Origin of the sequence: Paenisporosarcina quisquiliarum, assembly GCF_027563315.1 — a bacterium.
GTDB classification, from domain to species: Bacteria; Bacillota; Bacilli; order Bacillales_A; family Planococcaceae; genus Paenisporosarcina; species Paenisporosarcina quisquiliarum.
The window spans coordinates 293,708-314,870 of the sequence record NZ_JAMKBJ010000001.1 but is presented as its reverse complement, the minus strand read 5'-3'; the positions used below and the strand labels follow the sequence as shown (position 1 = coordinate 314,870).

Genomic DNA, 21,163 nt, shown 5'->3' with positions numbered 1-21,163 from the left:
ATCTCCTACATGTACTCTTCGCTAGACCATCCATCTGTTACTTTTTGTTTTGCCAGTTGCTCTAATTCTTCGTATTCTTTGATTTCTTCTTCATGTAGAATCTTTGAATCATAGTTGAAATCATAATGATCATTTAGCGTACCGTAGTAAGTTGCAAAGAACGTCGCATTACCTATCAATGATAGATGAGTAGAAGAATCATTTTGTTCAATTGCACACTTAACAAAACCACCTGGGTTATATACAGTTGTTTCTCCGTAAGGAACAAGATTAATTGTGGCAGAAACTAAGGCCGAAGCAGTCATTGCAGTTCCACACGCATTTGTAAATCCTACTCCACGTTCATACGTACGCACAAAAATACTTTTTTCATCAACCGGGTGCACAAAACTCACATTAACGCCATCAGGGAAAAAGTCATTTTCTCTATTAAATGATGCAGCAAGTTGTTCTTGAAAACGTGTATCTTCAATATACTGAATAGGGACAATTCCTATTAAGTGAGGATTCGGAACTGAGACTGCAGTAAAGTGAATATCCGGAGAAAACTCCGGAACTATTTCATTTATAATTTGTCCGTTATTTTGATAGTTCATAGGTAGTGAAGACAGCTCAAATGATACCGGAGAAATTTCAACTGCATATGTATCGATTGTGTTAAAAATCGAATCTACTTTTTGCACAGTTAAGACTGCTTTCATTGTTTCAATTGTTGCTGATTGTTTACCAGACTTTCTCAATACAAATCTTGCAACACATCGAAGTCCATTGCCACACATAGATGCTTCTGATCCATCTGCATTATAGACACGCATTCTAGCATCCGCTTTGGTAGATGGCGAAATGATTAATAATCCATCCGCTCCATTTTCTTTAGAAGGATCGCACATTTTCTGTGCAGTTAATGGCCAATTATAATCCGTGTTTGTTACTTCTTCATGTAAATAAAACGTGTTGCCTGAACCGTGAACTTTATGAAATGTTAAGGTCATGTTTATCCCCCCATAGACTCTATCTTTTCATCATAAATCTAATCGAAAACGGTTACAACTATTCCTTTGAAATCAAGGTGCAATCTTGTAACAAAACTTACACATTTTTTACGAATTTTTTTCTTTGCATTTTGAAAAAAAGTTAGTATAGTAAGAATGCAAACAAACAATTTCATAAAACGATTTTATTCACCATAAATCGTGAGGGAAGGCAAATGGTGCGCCACCAGCATTATGACTGGTTCTAGTGGGTTCGATTCCCACCCCGAAATTTTTTATGCAACACAAAATGAAAAATTTCGAGGGGTTAGAGCCAGACTTCTGTCTTGATCTGCCCTGGTACGGAGGCGTTAATTATGATTAAACGACGAGAATTACACGAATGCGGGACTTTATTCGAGTATTTATCTCACCCATCTGTCTTCCCTTTTGTCCGTCAAAAAGCTACTTCAGCGGATGAATTTATGTTCATGACGAAACAGTTAATGGAAGAAGAAGAACGTGGAGAAGTGATTTCACGTACAATTACCGATGATTATGGGATGCCAATTGGGACCATTAATTTATATGATATTCAAGATCAAGCAGGTTTTCTTGGAACATGGATTGGTCAACCTTTCCAAGGTAAAGGATTTAATCAGAAGGCAAAGAACCTGTTTTTAGAAGAACTCTTCTATCAACACAATATCAATACTGTGTTCTTACGAATCAAGAAGCATAACGAGAAATCAATACGCGCGGCAGAAAAACTGCCATACACGATGAATGCCAAAGAAACTCACCCTGCTCTATTGGAAGAGATAAATGCAGGGAAGCATCAATATGAGCTTTATCAAATCCCTAAAGATTTGTTCTACCTTGCTACGGCTGCTTCCAGATTTACCGAAGAAGAAGAAGAGCAAGCAATGTAATATAATCTTCTGGAAAAGACAAAAATACCGTCCTCTCACCACTACGTGTGAGGACGGTATTTTTATTTTGCGTATGAGGTAATTAGAGTAACCATTTCATCAGGTGTTTTTGGAAGTTCCGAACTTCCCATCACTTCCTGGATATGTTCAGCTCTTGACTTAACATCATCCAAGGCAGCCATAAACGTTGCAGGAGTTACATCTTCTTCTTCGATGACTGATGCCCAACCTTGTTTCTTAAATATTTGGGCATTCAATAGTTGATCTCCACGACTTTGTTGTTTCGATAATGGAATTAACAACATCGGCTTGCGCAAAGCTAAAAATTCAAAAATAGAATTTGATCCCGCTCGAGAAACAATGATATTAGCTGCGTGCAACAAATCTGGCAATTCATGGGTCACGTACTCAAATTGCTGATAGCCCTTCATGTTCTTTAAAGTTTCGTCCACTTTGCCTTTACCGCACAAATGAATGACGTCATACTTTTCAAGCAATCTCGGAAGATTACTGCGTATCGCTTCATTCACTACAACGGACCCCTGACTGCCTCCCATAATGAGAAGGACAGGTTTAAACCCTTCAAATCCGCATAAACGCATTCCAGCCTCTTTTCTGCCTTCAAATAATTCTGAACGGATAATGGAGCCAGAACAACTTGATTTCTCTGATGGCAAATGCTTTAAGGTCTCAGGAAATACAGTGAAAATATGATGAGCAAATGGCATGGCAATTTTATTTGCAAGTCCTGGAGTTACGTCAGATTCGTGAATCACAACAGGTATTTTCGCCATTTTTCCAGCCATCACAACAGGAACAGATACAAAACCACCTTTTGAGAAAATGACAGACGGTTTTACTTTTTTCAAGATTAGTAAAGCTTCTAGTAAGCCCTTCATCACGCGTAGAGGGTCTGTGAAATTTTTGACGGACGCATAGCGTCTTAATTTCCCACTGGAAATCGCATGGTACTTAATATGAGGAAAAGCATCTCGAATCAATTCTAGTTCAATGCCATCTTTTGACCCGATATAATGAACTTCAAAAGATTGCTTTTCTAATGTCGGGATAATTGCTTGATTTAATGAAACGTGACCAGCAGTTCCCCCGCCAGTTAAAACAATAGTTTTTTTCTTCATGTGTAAAGCTCCTATCTTTCAAGCCACTTAAATTTGTTGAATCTGATTGGGTTATTCCGAACTTTACCCTTTACATAATATACACTATTTCAAGCATTAACATGAACGTTATCTTAAAACGGCAGGTATCTAAACGCTTGTAAATAACCAGAATAATTGATAATTCCCACATCCTCGAACCATTAGATAAATATGATATACTGGTGAAAATTTGTAGAAATTTAAGGTGATTATACATGCATGAAACTTCACATTTTAAAGAAAAATGGTCCCTTATGCTGAAAATTATTTTTCCGATTTTAGTAACACAAGTGGCATTATACTTAGTTTCATTTTTCGATATTTTGATGTCTAGTAGATACGGGAGTGAAGATCTGGCTGGGGTAGCTGTAGGATCTTCCCTTTGGGTACCCGTATATACAGGCTTGGCTGGGATCCTACTCGCAGTTACGCCAATAGTCGCTCAATTGGTTGGGGCGAAAAAGAAGGAAGAAGTCAAATTGGTCGTCCAACAAGGACTATTCTTGTCACTGGCATTATCGACTATAGTTATCGTGATTTTATTATTTTTATTAGAACCCCTTTTACAATCCATGACGCTCGAGCCTAGGGTCGAAACGATTGCTAAATCTTATTTGTACGCCATGATTATTGGCATTATTCCTTTATTTGCATATAATGTCCTTCGCTCATACATGGATGCACTCGGTAAGACAAGAGTGACGATGATTATTACTTTATTGTCTGCACCTATTAACGTGTTTTTTAATTACCTGCTTATTTTCGGCAAATTCGGATTTCCGGAACTTGGTGGAGCTGGAGCAGGTTATGCTTCTGCCATTACCTATTGGCTCATCTTTTTAATTGCGCTTGGAGTTGCGCACTATCAATCTCCATTTAAACAATATGAACTCTTTAATAACTGGGAGCGCGTCCAATTTTCCAAGTGGAGAGACATCAGTAAAATTGGGGTTCCCATTGGATTATCCATTTTTGCTGAAACGAGTATTTTTTCCGCAGTTACCTTGATGATGAGTACTTATAGCACCGCTGTCATTTCAGCACACCAAATTGCATTGAATTTTACATCGTTATTATATATGGTGCCTTTAAGCATTTCGATTGGAGCGACGGTATTAGTAGGATTTGAAGTGGGCGCAAAACGCTTCCACGATGCCAAAATCTACAGTTGGCTTAGTGTCAGCACAGCCATCATATTCAGCTTCTTCTCAGCCTGTATTTTATTTTTCTTCCGAGAACAAATTGCCGGTTTATATACGACAGATGTAACGGTCATTCAGTTGACCATTCAATTCTTTATCTTTGCTGCACTCTTTCAGTTGTCCGATGCCATTCAAGCGCCAGTCCAAGGATCCTTACGTGGTTACAAAGATGTCAATGTCACATTTATCATGGCTATTATTTCGTACTGGGTCATTGGGTTACCAATAGGCTATCTCCTATCGAAGTTCACTGATTTCGGACCTTTTGGATATTGGATTGGTTTAATTATTGGTTTGACCGCCGGTGCCATCACATTGTCACTTAGGTTAATTAAAATACAGAGAAAAAAACATGGCGCTGTCCTTTAAGGATAACGTCATGTTTTTTATTGCGGCTTTACTTTAATATCCCCGTACGTTTAATGTCGACTTTGATATCAGGTTTTATTGTAATATCACTGAACGTATCATTCCAATCGCCTTTTTCCCAAACTTCTGGATGGAAGGCTCGAACTCTCCGCCCTAATCCAAGCGGATCGCTTTTTGCTTCTTGTAAAACCTCAAATAATTTATTTGTTTCCTCATTAAGTTGCTGAGAGAGGAACTGTTCTAATTCCTTCTTGTTTTCACCCTGTTCAATATGATCTTTTGAGAACTCTTGAACATCTGCTTTTAATTTATAAGACAATTTAATAATTCCTGATTCATCCATTTCACTATAATCCCATTTTTTATCAATTTTCCTTACCACCATTGTTACAGGGGTATCTTTATAGATGACCGTAAAATTTGCTCTCCTACCTACCCGGTCTTTCAAAACGCTTAACAATTTTGATTGCTGTACTGTTAAATTAGTTCCCGTATATTCTCTCCCATTAAATAGGGCAAGACCTTTTAACTCAGGATTATTTTCCTTATTAATGAATAAGTAGGGTAAAGTTAAATCTATTCCATCATCAAAAAGTATAGAGCAAACCATTTGCAGATCGGTTTCTGGGTAAATGGATACAAAAGACAAGCTCTTGATAAATTTCTTATAATAAGAACCCGCTTCATCTTGTAATTCGTTCCCTATTTCAATATAAGGTTCAGGACTTCCTTCGGTGATTGCAACATAGGTGCTCAACTGATTTCTGGCATTACGATAATACACATCCAAGTATTCATAAAGGTCACTTTTAGCGCTTTCATCCGAATAGAGGAGAACTGACAATTTTGAAACATCAATTGTTTGATTAGATTTCAAATCTGCATCCATTCGTGCATCACGCGTTGATTTCCCCATTCCTTTGACAATGGATGAAGTAGTTGCACCTTCCTTAATTGTGGGAACACTGAAATAAGATGTGATTTCCCCCACTTGACCTTCATGTCCTACCATGGAGACAACAGAGAAGTCCTTATATTGGCGTTCATCCCAGCATCCACTCAATAATAATACACAAAATAGGATACTATGCTTTTTCCGCATTTTTACCCCTCCACATGTTAATGACAATGACGAACAAAGGAATAATCATTGAAAATAGAAAATGACCGTATATGAGAAGGTCACGCGTAATGTTAAATAATTCCTGTGCAATAATAATTAGTGGCAAGACAAATAGAAGCGCATGTAGAATGACTTTTTTAATCGTCATTGTTTTAGTTATCGCCTTTTTCATAAACATACTAATCGTGAATATCAAATAGACAACTGTAATTATGCTCCACGCCATCCAGATGAAAATGAAGAACAAGTCAAGTCGTTCAATAAAAGTTACTTCTTGAGATTTCAAGATATATACCAAAGGTTCGGGAATAATCTTGAGCTCTTCCAACGAAAAGAACATTAAAATGAAGACAAGAGTAATAAAATAAAAAGTACTGATTGTTAGTATAAATTTCATCAGGGACTTTACGTCGATTTTCTCAGACTTCAAAACAAAAGTTCTGTAAAATAAATATAATTCTGTTCCGATAAAAGCAAATTTCGCTTCTTTTAAACCAATTCCCCACTCCTTTAACGTAATATTACCCATCGGAAATACATTGGTCCAGACTAAGTCAGGCGTAGCCAATGAAAGGAAAATGAAGATTAATGGAAATAACGGGAGTAACAAAACACCTAGATTCATGACTGATTCCGGTCTGCTGATGTTGGCATAAAATGAAAGTAATACAACTGCTCCAATAATTACAGACGGAGGTGTTAAAGGGAATGCCCATACGCTAAGTGATTTTTGAATATAGGCTAGAAATGTCACAACTAGTAGCAGCCAATAGGCAGAATACATCCATTGCAGAAATTTATTGATTTTAAAGTACGAATAATATCTTTCATATAGATAAAGTTGTATGAATTGAATTACACAACAAACAATAAAAACAATCCAAGCATCTTGTGAGGCTGCTTCAATTAATGGTGTTTGAAACGAAATAAAAACAGAGCCGGTCTGCACGACAAATAATCCTAGGAAAAACTGATTTTTAGAAATGAAAAACTTCATGTTTTTTCCTCACCTGACTCATTGGCGGTTTTTTCAGGAACAAATGATGATGCTTGTACATGTGGTTTTGTGAATGGTAAACGGAAAAAGATTTCTTTAAAAACCAGTGGTTTAAATGGAACGACTGGATAAAAGTATGGCTGGTTCAGAGATCGCAAATTAATTAAATGGATAAACAAAATGATGGTACCAATAGCTATACCAAAAAATCCGAACATTGAAGCTGCAAGCATAAATGGATATCTAAGCAAACGTATCGTAGTATTCATTTCTATCGAAGGAATGACGAAGCTTGAAATCGCTGTGATTGCAACGACGATGACCATGATATTTGATACAAGTCCTGCACTCACAATCGCATCTCCAATAACTAACCCCCCTACAATACCAATGGTTTGGCCAATAGGATTCGGAAGTCGTACACTTGCTTCCCGTATAAGTTCAATCGTAATCTCTAAAATCAATGCTTCAAAAAAAGGCGGATAAGGAATTTCGTTTACAGATGATTTCACGGTTTTACTGAGTTCCAAAGGAAGAACTTCAAAATGGAAACTGACAATTGCGATATAAAATGCAGGTAGGAAAATTGCAGTCAAGAAACTGAAAATCCTTAATAACCGATAAAAAGATCCAACTAAAACCCGTCCATTAAAATCATCCGGGGATTGATAAAAAGAAAAAAACGTAACAGGACCAATCAATACAGTAGGAGATTGATCTACCAAAATCACTACTTTTCCTTCCATCAGGTTTGATACGACCTTGTCTGGTCGTTCTGTAGTCATCAATTGCGGAAAAGGTGACCAAACGGTATCTTCAAGAAAATCGGCAAGATGACCAGCACTGATTAAATACTCAGTATCAATTTTTCTCAATCGGTTTTCCACTTCACTTAACGTCACTTCGTCTACTTTAGATTCTATATACAAATAGCAGATAGGACTTTTAGAAAAACTGCTGACAATCACTTTACGAACAACTAGATTTGGGATAGTTAACCGTTTGCGAATCAATGAAATATTGACATCTAAGCTTTCCACAAAACCATCGTGTGGACCTTGAACGATTTGTTCACTTGAAGGTTCCATTGGCGCTCGATACGCGGCACGTGGTAGGTTAATACGTAAAAGCAGATTGGATTCAACCAAAATGATAACCGATTCTCCGCGACATACATACTCCACTAAATTTGCAGGGTGAAAAGCTTCAACAGAAGAACTTGGTGTATCTCCCCAATTGGTTAGATTCTCTTTAAACCTTTCCTGAATCAATTTAAGCTGTTCATTTATTACTGCATGATCCATCAGCGATGAAAACTGGCAAAGTATTGCCTCATCCCCTGGCCAATCTATCTGCCTAACAATTAAATCTGAAGAGTCATGAAATAATTCTTTTATATAGACGGATAGTTTTGTGAAAGATTCCATGATATCACCCCATTTTTTCATTAGTATAGGGTTTCTATGTAGTATTTAAACTTATTTTAAAATAGGTGAAGTTAAATCAAATGACTCAAAATCGAGAGGTTTTTACACCTGTTGACTACAGCAACGTTTTACTAGGTAATAATAAGAGAAATCTGAACACAAAAAAACCACCTCAACGAATTGAGATGGCTTATCTATTATTTTTGAATGAATTGTTGTGTCCAGTAATTACCTTGTGCAACGTATCCAATACCGATATGAGTGAAGTTACCATTCATGATATTAGCGCGATGACCAGGTGATTCCATCCATGCTTTAACGACTTCTGAAGCCGATTGTTGACCCATTGCGATATTTTCAGCAGCAGCCTTGTATTGGATGCCTTTAGCTTTCATTTGATCGAATGGAGACCCCATAGTTGGGCTTGTATGAGAGAAATAATTATTTTTACTCATATCTGCAGATTTTGCACGGGCACTGTCCATTAATGCTGCATCAGTTGCAAGTGCTTTTAATCCAGCTTTTGCACGTTCTTGGTTCGTCAATGTAAGAACTTGTTGTTCGATTGAAGAAATATTTCCTGATGCTTGTGTTGAAGGTGCTGTTGGTGCTGTTGCTGGTTTTTCTGCAACAGGTTGTGTATTAGTTGCCGGTTTTTGAGCCACCGGTTGTGCAGCAGGTTTTTCTGCTACAGGTGTTGCTGCTGGCTTTTGTGCGACAGGCTTAGCTGTTGCGGCCGGCTTTTGTGCGACAGGTTTAGCTGTTGCTGCTGGCTTTTGTGCAACTGGCTGATCTGTTGGTGCTTTGAATCCAGCACCATTAAGTTGTGCATATAGCTGATCCATCAATTGTTTCTGAACGTCTGAGTAAGAACCAACTGATATTTGTTGAGAACCTGCTGACCAGTTTGTATTTACCTGTGTCTTGCATGTGGGTGTATTTGATGAAAATGAAGCTTCTGCGGTTGTAGCCTGACTTGCTGAGAACACCATTGCTCCCATTGTTAAACCTAGTAACATTTTTTTCATTTTTTTATTCCCTCCTCTGCCACCTAGTCTATTATTAAAATCTATAAAAAAAATACCTAATCTTTCCCACTGCTACCAGGGGGATTGAAAAGGTACTATTTTCAAAGGTTTAAAGACTATAAATTTGAGTGGAATTAGAGAAATTACCATATCTTTCTTCACATTAGCTATTGACGGTCTGATAAACGGTCTCATAGACATCTTTTAACATTACTTTTTCTTGCAAACCGATGGAGCTTTTTTCGATTCTATCGATTGCGATTTTCAGTTTTTCAGACGGATTTTTCCTAACACGTGGATGCGTTAGCTCATCTAATATCTCAATGCGAATACTAGCTTTTAATTGGTCTATTGTTTCTATTGACTTGGTGCCCTGTCTAAATGGAAACAATGATTGATATGCTTGAATCAACTCATTCATGTTCGATCATACACTCCCTGGAACTTGTAATTGAGAAATTTGTTCACCAATCATGACAATGACCGGTTCCATCTTTACATACTCAGGTAACCACTGCACCATTCCATAAGAGTATTGGAAAAGCATCGGATTCTTCATTCCTAGGACCGGTACATAACCTTTCATGCGATAAACGGATGAAGGCAACGTACGTAACCAATCTTCAAATTCTTCTTTATCTACTGATTGTTTGAAGGACACGAGTCTTGTGGACAGTGCCAGTTCTTCACCAATTCTGGCTCGATTAACATCTGTAGTTCTTACAGTGCCTTTTAATCTTTCTAGTATAGATAAAGGACATTTGCCGTGTGATGTTTGAATAATCGCTGCGGATGGATTGAAACTTTGTAATTCGTAAGTGATTTTGGCTTGTTGGTCATCAGAAAGCAAATCCATTTTATTGGCTAATAATAAATGTGCATGACGAATTTGTTCCAAAAAGAGAGAACGGACTTGCGGTGGCAAGGTTTGTCGATTTAACCATAGTAAGCTGTCTACCACTGTCACGATTCCTTTCACATTCAATTGTTTCGCAAACAATGGTGAATAAACAGCGTCTAGCGCTTCAACGGGGTGTGCTGCTCCGGTGGTTTCAATAATCAATACATCAAAAGCTTCTCCTGCCAATAATGTCTGTAACTGGGCCTCCGTTTTTTCTGAACCTGTACAACATATACAGCCCTCTAGCATTTCCTTCAAAGGAATATCCTCATCCACGGCTTGAGAATCAAATGGGAGCTTGCCCAGTTCATTCATCAGGATAGCCGGTTTTAAACCTTTTTCTTTTAGCTGACGAATCGTGTCTGTTAATAAAGAGGTCTTGCCACTTCCTAAAAAACCACTGAATAAATAAACGTCTTTCATTTTAAACTTCCTTTCTTGTGAAAAAAGCTGGCCTCAAGTTGCAGGCCAGCTTTGGTTTATTTTGATAGTTGTTCCAATACCAATTCTTTTGCTTTTAACAATTGAGGATCGTCTTTTTCGATTTTCACACGTAGGCGGTCCATTAAAGCGAAAGTTGTATCACCAGTCAGGATACCTGTCTCTTCAAGTTTTGCTTCTTTCTGTACTTGTTTAACAGCAGCTACCGTTTGATCATCGAACAATCCGTCCACTTTCCCTGTATCAATGCCAATTGCAGTAAGCATTTCTTCTGCAGATTTTACTTGATCAGACAAAACACCATTCTTCATTTCAATGGAAGCATCCAAATAAGGAAGTTGTGTATACGATGGATATTCTACTTTCACGTCTGGAGCAATTCCTTTTTCGTGAATCCAATTGCCTTCAGGTGTTAACCATTTCGCAGTTGTGAATTTCATATTTGAACCATCTTTTAATTCATTAGCGGTTTGAACAGTTCCTTTACCGAATGAATTTAAGCCAACCAGTTTTGTACCAGCTGATTCGCTCATTGCAGCAGCAAGAATTTCAGAAGCTGAAGCACTTCCTTCATCTATTAATAAAGAAACCGGTACTTTAACTTTCGTTCCATCTGTTGCAGTGTAAACTTCTGCTTCTTTCCCTTTTTCCTGAGTCTGGAACAAAGGCTTGCCATCTTCAACAAATAAATTGGAGATGTCAATCGCTGAAGTTAATAAGCCACCTGGATTTTGGCGGACATCAAGCACTAACGCTTTCATTCCCTTTTCTTCCATTTCAGTGATGGCAGCTAGTAGTTCTTCATACGTATTAGTTGAAAAACTAGTAATTTGAATGTGCGCTACATTACCTTCCAACAGTTCTGCATAAACCGTTTCAATCGGAATTTCATCGCGTACAATTTCCACTTCAAGTGGCTCATCCATTTCACCACGTTGAATAGTCAACGTAACGGATGTACCTTTTTCTCCACGGATCAGCAAGACCGCTTCTGAAGCACTCATGCCTTGAATGCTTTCCCCATCGACTGCAATGATTTTGTCATTTGGTAAAATGCCAGCTTTTTCAGCTGGGGAATTTTTAATGGGTGATACGACAGAAATTACTCCATTACGTTCTTGAATTTCAGCTCCGATTCCCTGGAAGCTCGAAGAAATACTTTCTTCAAATTGTGCAGCTTCATCTTGATTCATATAATCAGAATAAGGATCTCCAAGTGCATCAATCATTCCGTTAATTGCGCCATTGACGATTGCATCTTGGTCGATATCAGCATAATAGCCTGCTTTTAATTCATCATAAGCTTGGTATAGTTTTGTAAACTCTCTTCTTTCAGGAGCGCCTACTTCGACTACTTTTTCGTCACCGAATGTTAATGCGAAGATTGTTAATCCTGCAGTACTCAAAATTAACGTGAAAATCAGCATGATGAAAACGAAAGGTTTCAGGCGTATATACTTTCCTGCGGGTCCTTCATGATGTTCGTTTTCAGGCTGATCGGGTTGTCCTGCTGGTTGTTCCGTATTGTTTTTCAATTCATCCAAGTTATTCACCACTTTCAAATCGAAACCATTTAAATACATGCTTCAATAGTTATGTATAGTTTATCAGTTACAACACGTAAACGGAAAGAAAAAGGCTGTCAAAAAACGTATGACAGCCTTTTTCAGATATTCTAATTAATCTTGAATTGCAGCATCCAATGCTACTTCAATCATGTCGTTAAATGTCAATTGACGTTCTTCTGAAGAAGTAACTTCTCCAGTCAACAAATGATCACTTACTGTAAGGATTGATAGTGCTTGACGGCCAAACTTAGCTGCCAAAGTATAAAGAGCAGATGACTCCATTTCAAGTGCCAAAATGCCATATTGAGCCCATTTTTCATGCTCAGCATGCTCATTGTAGAATACGTCTTCAGTGAATACGTTACCTACTTTAAGATTCAAGCCTTTTTCTTTACCAGCATTATATGCTTTTAACAGTAAATCGAAATCTGCTGTTGGGGCAAAGTTAATGCCATTAAAAATAATTTCGTTCATTTTCGAATCTGTTGAAGCACTTTGTGCAATGATTACGTCACGTACTTTAACGTCGTTGTGAATTGAACCACAAGTACCAACACGAATTAATTTTTGAACATCGTATTCAGCCATTAATTCTGTAACGTAAATCGAAATTGAAGGTACACCCATTCCTGTTCCTTGAACAGAAATACGTTTTCCTTTATACGTTCCTGTGTATCCGAACATGTTACGTACTTCATTGTACTGAACAACGTCTTCTAAAAACGTTTCAGCAATGTACTTAGCGCGTAATGGATCTCCTGGTAATAAAATCGTATCAGCGATATCGCCTTTTTTAGCATTAATATGAACACTCATCTTTGTACCCTCACTTTATAAACATTTCCGTACTATCATACTGTTTTTCGTGACGATATGCAAATGGTGTTAAGAGTAACGTGCAATTTCTTGGTTTAATCTTGATTCAAGTGATGATAAATCAGCTTTTGACAAAGTCATGCGAATATAGGACTCATCCATATTAAGCGCTTCTGAGAATAAACTTCCCAATCCACGCACTTTTCGATCAACCTGAATAAGCAATTCAACTTGATCCGAACCTTTAGGAATGAAAGTAAATTCAACTTCATCAAATTTCCCTCTGAAAGGTCCAGATGCAGCAATGAATTCGAATTCCTGAACGAAGGGAGTAATCCCTCTGTATGCACGGGGTGCTTCTTCACAATCCACTTTACGTAATTTGAACCCTAAATTCTGAGCAGCAGTCAAACCTGCCTGAATATAAGCATTCGGTCGAATTTCAATCATATCTTTATCCCCTGGGTCAACAGCATTTTTGATATCGAGACCAGTTTGTAGCCAAACCCTCGTTCTTCCCATGGTGACCGGCGTAATAAGTGGCAGACTGAATGAAAATGGAAATGCTTTTTTCTCCCCTTTTTCAATCGTGAATGGTTCATTCAATTTGTGGGAATAAATTGCGACTGAATCTGTGTATTTATTATCATTCGCTTCGCGTTCGTAAGTTGTATAAACTTTAATGTAAATGCTGTCCACGTTCTGAGCAGTATTTCCCCCAACAACTTCAGTGACCCCTGAAATCATTTCTCCTGCGACAAATGCAGAATTGTTCAATTTAGTATCTACTTTGGCATTCCCGACTCCTACTGATGCTAAAACCTTATTGAAAATTGACATATCCATTCCTCCTAATTTATTTCTATTAATCTTTACGATTGAGAAAGGACATTTGTTTCATACAAAGACCAAATTTCATCAAATATATTTGCACTCATATCGGGGTGTGCCAATTCTTCGATGTAACGTGAGATTTCATCAAAATCGGACGATTGTTTTGGAAAAGGCAAATCCTGAAACATCGCTTCTGCAAACATGGCTTTAAGGTCCGATTTGGCGCCTCCTCTAAAAGTCAGGGTGTATTTATAAAATGTATGATTCATAGTTTCCTCCAAAAATTAGCATTGTTTAATCTATATATACAGGTTTTTAACTGCAAAGTAAAAGTCTGATGTAATAGAAAAAGCTAAACCCAGTAAAATTCGAGTTTAGCTCCTTCATTAAAAGTGTTTCAAATATTCACCGTAACCTTCTTCTTGTAACTTTTCTTTCGGGATGAATTTCAATGCTGCCGAATTTATACAATACCGTAAGCCTTCAGGACCAGGACCATCCGGAAAAACGTGACCCAAATGTGAATTGGCCGTCTTACTTCTCACTTCAGTTCTTGTCATGCCATGAGATATGTCCGTATGCTCCGTTACTTCTGGACCATCAATGGGCTTTGTAAAACTCGGCCAACCGCAACCCGCATCGTATTTATCTTTTGAACTGAACAAAGGTTTACCTGAAACAATATCGACATAAATGCCCTCACTGAAATGTTGGTCAAATTCGTTGCGGTGAGGCGGCTCAGTTCCATTTTCTTGTGTGACATGGTACTGAATTGGTGTCAGTTTATTTTTCAAATCTTCTTTATTCATTACTGTTCACCCCACATTTTTTGTTTAAATCCTGCTCTGCCAGACCCTACTTGATAGCGTTCGTAGTGTGTTGGGTTTTTTTTGTAGTAATCCTGATGATACTGTTCAGCTAGGTAAAATGCTTTCGCTTCCACTATTGGTGTAACAATTGGTTGTGAAAATTTTCCGCTTGCCTGCAATTCCTGTTTGGATCTTTCAGCAATTTGTTTTTGTTCTTCACTATGGTAAAAAATTGCGGTTTCATAAGATGATCCACGATCAAAAAATTGCCCTCCTGCGTCTGTAGGGTCAATTTGCATCCAAAACAGTTCGACTAGTTGTTCGTAAGGAAAAACATTTGAATCAAATGTAATTTGGACAGCTTCTTTGTGTCCAGTGGAGTTCGTACATACTTGTTCGTAAGTAGGATTTTCCACATCCCCTCCTGTATATCCTGATATCACAGAATGAATGCCCTCGTACGAATCAAATGGTTTAACCATGCACCAAAAACATCCACCAGCAAATGTGGCTTTTTCTACAGTCATAAGTGGACCTCCTTTAGTTAGTCGGAACTAGTATTTCGAGTGTAATTTCATCTTTTTCCAAATTGAATTCTTTCGCTTTGACTTTCACATTGGATTTCATTGGAATACGAGATATATCGATATATACATCTTCCTCTTCAGGACGCACAATCATCCATTTCGGCAACTCTACAGAATCTTTCAGTAAGTTTAATACATATTTAGGTTCAACTGGTAACTGACCGACTTCTACGTCAGTTTGAACCAGTCGCAAGTTGCCATCCGGCTCGACTACTGGATCAAATTTCATGATGACGGGAAGTGTGAATGAAAACATGGTCATTTCGGTAGTTAGGAGTATTTGCTCCTCGACACTAAGAACGACTGGCATCGGCTGTATATTTATCGCTTCCCTTATGTACGAATTTGCAATGCCTTCAAAATCTTTTTTGGTTGTTTTTACAGTTAACACATTTCCTTCGGAAGCTGCTTGTGGTTCTGGAATTATCGTTTTTTCTGAAGGTGAAGTAATCCAAATAACAAAAACAACTACTGTAGTGATAATTAGTGCGATTAAAAGTAAAAAAGCAACTTTCCATCCATTCATTAATATGTCAACTCCTTAAAAATCCATTTCCCCTTTTGTTAAGTGTTTTAAACCGCAAGATTCAAGGGATTCAAGAATGCGGTCTGTCATTTGATCATAGCCTTTACTATTTGGATGGAAAAAATCCGTATGATATACCATGTTTGCGTTCGAGTTGAATAAATCGCTGACCGGTACAAAACAAGCATTCACGTCAGTATAAGAAGTGTTAAGGATTGCTTCGTTCCAGTTCGACATGATTTCATCAAATTCATTTTTTTCATTCGTCACAACTGTAAACGGATTATATAAACCGACCATTAGTATGGGTGAATTTGGGTTGATTTTTCTGATTTCCATGAGAATTTCCGAATAACGCTCAGAGAATGCCACTAACTCTTTTTGAAAAGCAGCAATTCTCAATTGAAATAAATCCTGCTTAACGATGCGCATAATGTCGTTTCCACCGATCGTCACAATGATTACATCAGCTTCCTTAATGGGCTCGTTAATGTCACCAGATTTCAATTGCTTCAATAATTGGTCACTTCGTCTTCCCCTCTTCGCCTCGTTCTTCAAGTCAACTTCATTGATTCCTTGAAAAGTTTTCATTTCAGACGCGAGACGTCCCAAATACCCTCCTAATTTCCGTTCATCCCCAACACCTTGGGTCAAAGAATCACCTAATCCAACTAGCATGATATCATCTGGAAAGAACGTTTCACTTATAACGAAATCTTTCATTGCAAATGGTTGTCTTGATGAAAAATCTGGGCTACTATCATGGTCAAATTGACATCCTGCCAAGATGAATGAGTTCACCAAGGTGACAAGTATCAATCGCTTTATCATTTTCCCTCTCCCTCTCATTAGAAAAGCAGGGATCTCTCCCTGCTCCACATTGTAGACAAACAATAACATGATTTAATATAACTGAAGACTATAGTAAAAGTATCATTTCATGTAAATGTTGATTTCCTTTGCGGCGGACGCGTTTCGCGGGCACGGCTTCAGTCTCCTCGGGCAACAGGATGTTGGTCACGAAGACGTTGCCACACGAGGTGGCGCACTTAGTCTTCGTTCCTTAATAAATTGCGGGGCCTTCAGCTCTTGCTGTTCCCGCTGAAAAGAAATTGGGTCGCCAATTTCTTTGCGACGAGTAACCGCAGGAGCAGTTGTTTTCCGCCGCCTCCACTCCAATCAATGTAAAGCGCTTGTGTCAGCGTTTTTTGACAAAATATTTAAGTAGTAAAGTGGTCGGCTATTTCTGAAGACTCCTGCGGAAAAACGGAACAAGCTAGACCCCACAGGCAACGAATTGTGCACAATTCGTTTGCGACGAGTAACCGCAGGAGCATAGGTTTTTAAAGTCAAAGGAACGGAGGCTAGAACGCCACGTCGTGTGGCAACGCCTCCGTGACCAACATCCTGTTGGCCCGAGGCTAGCGTTTCGTCCGCGGAAAGCGAAAGAAATAGACGACCACCTTTTTTTGTGAAAGGGTGCAATAAATAAGAACACGAATTTTTATACTTTAATATCAATCAATATTCTTTTGTCAACAGTCTGAAGCAGGGATCTCTCCCTGCTTGTTTTCCACGTTATTCGACCGTGTACATAAAACCAATGGCACCAATACCGGTATGAGTACTAATAATTGGCGAAGTATATGCTTCTTGTACATTATGAAACCCAGAATCCTCAATTAATTTTTTCAATGGATCTGACATAGCATAGCCGTTAGCTTGGGAGATGCCTACCGCTTTTACTTTTCTACCTTTTGTGTCTTCCAAATACTGTTTAAATAAATATTGAACAACTTGTTTATGGCTTCTGGCTTTATGGACAGGCGTGTATTCGCCTCCTTCAAGTGAGGCAATCGGTTTTATTGACAGCAATGAACCTATTAAAGCTTTCCCTTTTCCAATTCGCCCGCCTTTAACCAAGTTCTCCAACGTATCAACCACAACAAAAAGGTTTGTGTTTTCTCGCATGATATCCAGTTTACTAACTATTTCCTCTACAGTCGAACCTTGTTGCGCCAATTGGGCTGCTTCAATAACTTGAAATGATAAAGCATATGAAATAAAACGCGAGTCAATAACAGTTACATCTGAATTGGTCATTTCAGCAGCTGCTTGTGCAGATTTAACAGTGCCGCTCATACCACCTGACATGTGTATGGAAATGATTTGATCTCCGTTTTTACCTAATTCGTCGTAGAGTTGTTGGAATACACCAACAGCAGGTTGAGAACTTTTCGGAAGTTCCTTTGAGGAATTCATCATTTCCAAAAACGATTCTGCTTGGATATCCACTCTATCGATGTATGTTTTTCCATCAATTTGTATTGTTAGCGGTACAACATGAATTGAATGTTGTGTAATTTGTTCAGTCGCTAAATCTGCTGTTGAATCGGTTACGATATGTATTTTCGCCAAGCCGGTCACACCTTTCTGTTCATGTATTTATTATAAAAAAGATAGGAACGTTCTGTAAACTATTAGAGGCTGTACGACATCTGATATGCACGAATATAGAAAAAACCAGTTGCTCTGGCTATTAGCATCTGGTTTTTTCCTGTTGTAACTGTTCCACTGCATTTGCAATCTTCATTTGGACATGTTCGATCAATTCTTTAGATGGAAGTGTTTGAATCCTATCGACCGATATGGGCTCTAAAACACGTATCTTTACATGTGCAGGTTTAATTTTATTATTATTCATTTCCATAATCTTTGATGTACCGGTAATGGCGATTGGAACAATCGTGACATTCGCTTCTTTTGCGATTCTCGAAAATCCAGACTTGAATTCCTGGACTGGTTTTCCTTTACTGCGGGTACCCTCAGGGAAAATAATCATGGAATGTCCATTTTTTAACGTTTCCACCATATCCGTAATGGATTGCATGGCACTCCTGCGATTGGTCCGATCAATGAATACACAATTCATTGCTTCCATCCAATCTCTGATGATCGGCAGTTTTTTCACTTCTACTTTCGACATAAAAGCAAATGGTTTGGGGATATGGGCGATAAGCGATGGAATATCGAAATTACCTTCATGATTGCTTACAAATAAGACTGGTCCGTCCGGAATGAAATCCAACCCATCGATTTCAAAGGTGCTTTTCGTCCGCTTTAAAATACCGTCAGCCCACTTCTTTGGCTGACGGTGTACAAGTACATCATAATCTTCTGTAGATAAAAGATGCCGTTGTTTTTGTACTTGACGTAAATCTTTCAAACTGAAGGGCAAATAACCAAATAAAAATGAGAAAGTCCGAACAGAATTATACAACCTTCTGCCCCCCATTTTCCTTTTTATAGATTAAGTATTGGTATGTTAATCCATCCTCCGTCGTAATGGGTTCGGATTCAGAGTCAATACGCCATTCTTGGTTACATGACGGGAAAAATGTGTCTCCTTCAAACTCTTTCTGAATAAGTGTGACATACATCAAATCGGTATATGGGAGGACTTCTTTAAAAATCTGTTCCCCACCAATGACCATGACTTCTTCATGGTGTTTTCTTGCAAGTTCAATTGCTTCTTCAATCGAATGGACAACCGTTACGCCATCAGGTTTATAAGCTGTATTCCGTGTAATCACGATATTCAAGCGACCAGGTAAAGGACGACCGATCGATTCAAAAGTATTACGTCCCATCACAATGGCTTTCCCCATCGTTTTTTCTTTGAAGTAAGCCAATTCATTTGGGATATGCCAAGGCATTTTATTATCCTTGCCAATTACGCGATTAAGATCATGTGCAACAATTAAAGAAATCATAAATACTCCTACTTTCTAAACAGCAATCGGTGCTTTGATTCGTGGGTGTGGATTGTAACCTTCAATTGAAATATCAGATGTTACCAATTCAAATATTGACTCTTTTTCACTTGAAATAGTCAGTGTAGGCAAATCACGAGGTTCTCTCGTCAGTTGTTCATTTACTTGATCCATATGGTTGGAATAAATATGAGCGTCACCAAGTGTATGAACAAATTCACCCACTTCCAAATTACATTCTCTTGCAATTAAATGAGTTAATAATGCGTAGGATGCAATATTAAATGGAACTCCTAAGAAGACATCTGCACTGCGCTGATATAATTGACAGGATAGCTTGTTGTCAGCAACATAGAATTGGAAAAATGTATGACAAGGTGGTAACGCCATTTGATCCACTTCCGAAGGATTCCAGGCAGTCACAATATGTCGTCTCGAATCGGGATTGTTTTTCAGTGAATTGATAACATTTTTTAATTGATCAATGGATGACCCATCTGCCGACGGCCAAGAACGCCATTGACGGCCATAAACCGGGCCAAGATCTCCATACGATTTCGCAAACTCATCATCTGAAAGGATACGCTCTCTAAAAATGGTCATTTGTTCATCGACGATTTGTTGGAATGCTTCATCTTGCGCAGCGCGCAAACCAAAGTCGGTCATATCAGGACCATTATAGTTTTCGCTCTTCACCCATTTTTCAAAAGCCCATTCATCCCAAATGTGGTTGTTTTCTGCGATTAACGTTCTTACATTGGTGTCCCCTTTCAGAAACCAAAGCAATTCCGAAACAATTAATCGCATCGCTGTGCGTTTAGTCGTGAGCAAAGGGAACCCTTTTGTTAAATCGAAACGCATTTGATAGCCGAAAATACTTTTTGTACCGGTTCCTGTTCGGTCATCTTTAACCGCACCATTAGCTAAAATTGTTTGACAAAGTTGCAAATACTGATCCATATATAAAACCCTCCATAAATCTAGTTGTGAAAAAACCTTTTTCAGCGCCAGGCATTGAAAAAGGTCTAAAATGTTATGATAACCACTTCGGTGGCATATTTTTGGACCAATATATGTCACCCAACTTATAGTGTTTGGCGAATTGATCGGATGAAATATGGTAATGGAAATTAAAGAAATAACCATCTTGTGGTCGGTTCTCGGTTCTTACGTGAAAGCGAATTAAATCTGATTTCGTTGTTGTATCAAAAATATGAAAAATCTTTTCACTGTGATCACCAGATGGTTTTTCACTGATTGCTAAGGACTTAAGTGTTTTATTGTCCATATTAAACAATGCCATTTCAATCGCTTCTTGAATTTTAGGGAAAATCACTTCGTCAAATTCATTCGTAATAATCGGACCAATACGTGTGCCGAACTTTAACAAAGATTGCTCTTTTGCTTGAATGATTGCATCTTCAATAAAAGTAGAAGGTTCTTCTTCAGACCATTCCACTGCATATGTAGGCTGGGCATTGTGAGAAGAAATTGATTTTTGGTTTGCTTTGTCATCCAGTAAGTTTTCCCAAATCACATGGTTCGGCGATATTACACCAAATGTCAAAAGTGCTACTGCAATTACTAAGGTTTTCTGAATCCAATTTTTCATCAATTATCACCTTCAAGTATGTACAATTTTTTACAAGATTTCATTACTTATACGAATTCAAGCACGAAAAGGTTTCATCTTTCTAGT

General features: G+C 38.2%; 23 protein-coding genes. 2 read left to right on the top strand and 21 right to left on the bottom strand.

The genetic code is table 11. The features are described 5' to 3' along the window. Positions 1-5 precede the first annotated feature (5 nt). On the bottom strand, positions 6-992 hold the full coding sequence (gene dapF, locus M9R32_RS01570; protein WP_269924979.1) for a diaminopimelate epimerase: 987 nt from the start codon (positions 990-992) through the stop codon (positions 6-8). A 356-nt stretch (positions 993-1,348) separates the two neighbouring features. Between dapF and M9R32_RS01565 the strand changes: the two genes are divergently transcribed. Beyond that, positions 1,349-1,903, top strand: a complete 555-nt coding sequence (locus tag M9R32_RS01565) for a GNAT family N-acetyltransferase (RefSeq protein WP_269924978.1) — start codon at positions 1,349-1,351, stop codon at positions 1,901-1,903. Between the two features lie 62 nt (positions 1,904-1,965). Here M9R32_RS01565 and M9R32_RS01560 read toward each other — a convergent pair whose 3' ends face one another. Further along, entirely contained in the window at positions 1,966-3,042 is a 1,077-nt protein-coding gene (locus tag M9R32_RS01560; RefSeq protein ID WP_269924977.1) for an undecaprenyldiphospho-muramoylpentapeptide beta-N-acetylglucosaminyltransferase, read from the bottom strand. A 236-nt stretch (positions 3,043-3,278) separates the two neighbouring features. Between M9R32_RS01560 and M9R32_RS01555 the strand changes: the two genes are divergently transcribed. Next, positions 3,279-4,634, top strand: a complete 1,356-nt coding sequence (locus M9R32_RS01555; protein ID WP_269924976.1) for an MATE family efflux transporter — start codon at positions 3,279-3,281, stop codon at positions 4,632-4,634. 28 nt (positions 4,635-4,662) lie between these two features. On the opposite strand, the gene M9R32_RS01550 is transcribed toward M9R32_RS01555, so the two are convergent. The 19 genes from M9R32_RS01550 to M9R32_RS01460 all read right to left on the bottom strand — a co-directional run bounded on the left by M9R32_RS01550 (position 4,663) and on the right by M9R32_RS01460 (position 21,076). Further along, the gene (locus M9R32_RS01550; protein WP_269924975.1) at positions 4,663-5,736 is read right to left on the bottom strand and encodes a Ger(x)C family spore germination protein; all 1,074 of its coding nucleotides are present in this window, start codon (positions 5,734-5,736) and stop codon (positions 4,663-4,665) included. After that, complete coding sequence (locus M9R32_RS01545) at positions 5,720-6,754, bottom strand: GerAB/ArcD/ProY family transporter (protein ID WP_269924974.1); 1,035 nt, start codon at positions 6,752-6,754, stop codon at positions 5,720-5,722. Before M9R32_RS01545 ends, M9R32_RS01550 begins: the two co-directional genes overlap by 17 nt. Next, positions 6,751-8,181, bottom strand: a complete 1,431-nt coding sequence (locus M9R32_RS01540) for a spore germination protein (RefSeq protein WP_269924973.1) — start codon at positions 8,179-8,181, stop codon at positions 6,751-6,753. The genes M9R32_RS01545 and M9R32_RS01540 overlap by 4 nt, the downstream gene beginning before the upstream one ends. Before the next feature lie 197 nt (positions 8,182-8,378). After that, a complete protein-coding gene (locus M9R32_RS01535) occupies positions 8,379-9,209 on the bottom strand; it encodes a CAP domain-containing protein (protein ID WP_269924972.1) in 831 nt (276 codons plus the stop codon). Between the two features lie 163 nt (positions 9,210-9,372). Then, positions 9,373-9,630, bottom strand: coding sequence for an NUDIX hydrolase (locus M9R32_RS01530; protein ID WP_269924971.1), 258 nt, complete (start codon positions 9,628-9,630; stop codon positions 9,373-9,375). 6 nt (positions 9,631-9,636) lie between these two features. Next, complete coding sequence (locus M9R32_RS01525; protein WP_269924970.1) at positions 9,637-10,533, bottom strand: CobW family GTP-binding protein; 897 nt, start codon at positions 10,531-10,533, stop codon at positions 9,637-9,639. A 56-nt stretch (positions 10,534-10,589) separates the two neighbouring features. Next, the gene (locus M9R32_RS01520; RefSeq protein WP_418936232.1) at positions 10,590-12,095 is read right to left on the bottom strand and encodes a lmo1851 family serine protease; all 1,506 of its coding nucleotides are present in this window, start codon (positions 12,093-12,095) and stop codon (positions 10,590-10,592) included. Positions 12,096-12,230: 135 nt separating this feature from the next. Further along, positions 12,231-12,935, bottom strand: a complete 705-nt coding sequence (gene deoD / locus M9R32_RS01515; RefSeq protein ID WP_269924968.1) for a purine-nucleoside phosphorylase — start codon at positions 12,933-12,935, stop codon at positions 12,231-12,233. 69 nt (positions 12,936-13,004) lie between these two features. Then, positions 13,005-13,775, bottom strand: coding sequence for a sporulation protein (locus M9R32_RS01510; protein ID WP_269924967.1), 771 nt, complete (start codon positions 13,773-13,775; stop codon positions 13,005-13,007). Positions 13,776-13,807: 32 nt separating this feature from the next. Further along, positions 13,808-14,038, bottom strand: a complete 231-nt coding sequence (locus M9R32_RS01505) for a YozE family protein (RefSeq protein ID WP_269924966.1) — start codon at positions 14,036-14,038, stop codon at positions 13,808-13,810. 117 nt (positions 14,039-14,155) lie between these two features. Continuing rightward, entirely contained in the window at positions 14,156-14,578 is a 423-nt protein-coding gene (gene msrB, locus M9R32_RS01500; protein ID WP_269924965.1) for a peptide-methionine (R)-S-oxide reductase MsrB, read from the bottom strand. Continuing rightward, complete coding sequence (msrA, locus tag M9R32_RS01495) at positions 14,578-15,105, bottom strand: peptide-methionine (S)-S-oxide reductase MsrA (protein ID WP_269924964.1); 528 nt, start codon at positions 15,103-15,105, stop codon at positions 14,578-14,580. Before msrA ends, msrB begins: the two co-directional genes overlap by 1 nt. Positions 15,106-15,118: 13 nt before the next feature. Next, a complete protein-coding gene (locus M9R32_RS01490; protein ID WP_269924963.1) occupies positions 15,119-15,691 on the bottom strand; it encodes a YpmS family protein in 573 nt (190 codons plus the stop codon). Positions 15,692-15,706: 15 nt separating this feature from the next. After that, complete coding sequence (locus M9R32_RS01485; protein ID WP_269924962.1) at positions 15,707-16,522, bottom strand: GDSL-type esterase/lipase family protein; 816 nt, start codon at positions 16,520-16,522, stop codon at positions 15,707-15,709. Between the two features lie 747 nt (positions 16,523-17,269). Beyond that, positions 17,270-18,109 (bottom strand): DegV family protein, encoded by an 840-nt coding sequence (locus tag M9R32_RS01480; RefSeq protein ID WP_269924961.1) that lies wholly within the window; start codon positions 18,107-18,109, stop codon positions 17,270-17,272. 121 nt (positions 18,110-18,230) lie between these two features. Then, positions 18,231-18,971 carry a lysophospholipid acyltransferase family protein gene (locus M9R32_RS01475; RefSeq protein ID WP_269924960.1) on the bottom strand — a complete coding sequence of 247 codons (741 nt, stop codon included), beginning with the start codon at positions 18,969-18,971 and terminating at the stop codon, positions 18,231-18,233. After that, positions 18,964-19,464, bottom strand: a complete 501-nt coding sequence (locus tag M9R32_RS01470) for a dihydrofolate reductase (protein WP_269924959.1) — start codon at positions 19,462-19,464, stop codon at positions 18,964-18,966. Before M9R32_RS01470 ends, M9R32_RS01475 begins: the two co-directional genes overlap by 8 nt. Before the next feature lie 15 nt (positions 19,465-19,479). Continuing rightward, positions 19,480-20,424 carry a thymidylate synthase gene (locus tag M9R32_RS01465; protein ID WP_269924958.1) on the bottom strand — a complete coding sequence of 315 codons (945 nt, stop codon included), beginning with the start codon at positions 20,422-20,424 and terminating at the stop codon, positions 19,480-19,482. 73 nt (positions 20,425-20,497) lie between these two features. Beyond that, positions 20,498-21,076 (bottom strand): YpjP family protein, encoded by a 579-nt coding sequence (locus tag M9R32_RS01460; protein ID WP_269924957.1) that lies wholly within the window; start codon positions 21,074-21,076, stop codon positions 20,498-20,500. Positions 21,077-21,163: the final 87 nt, after the last annotated feature.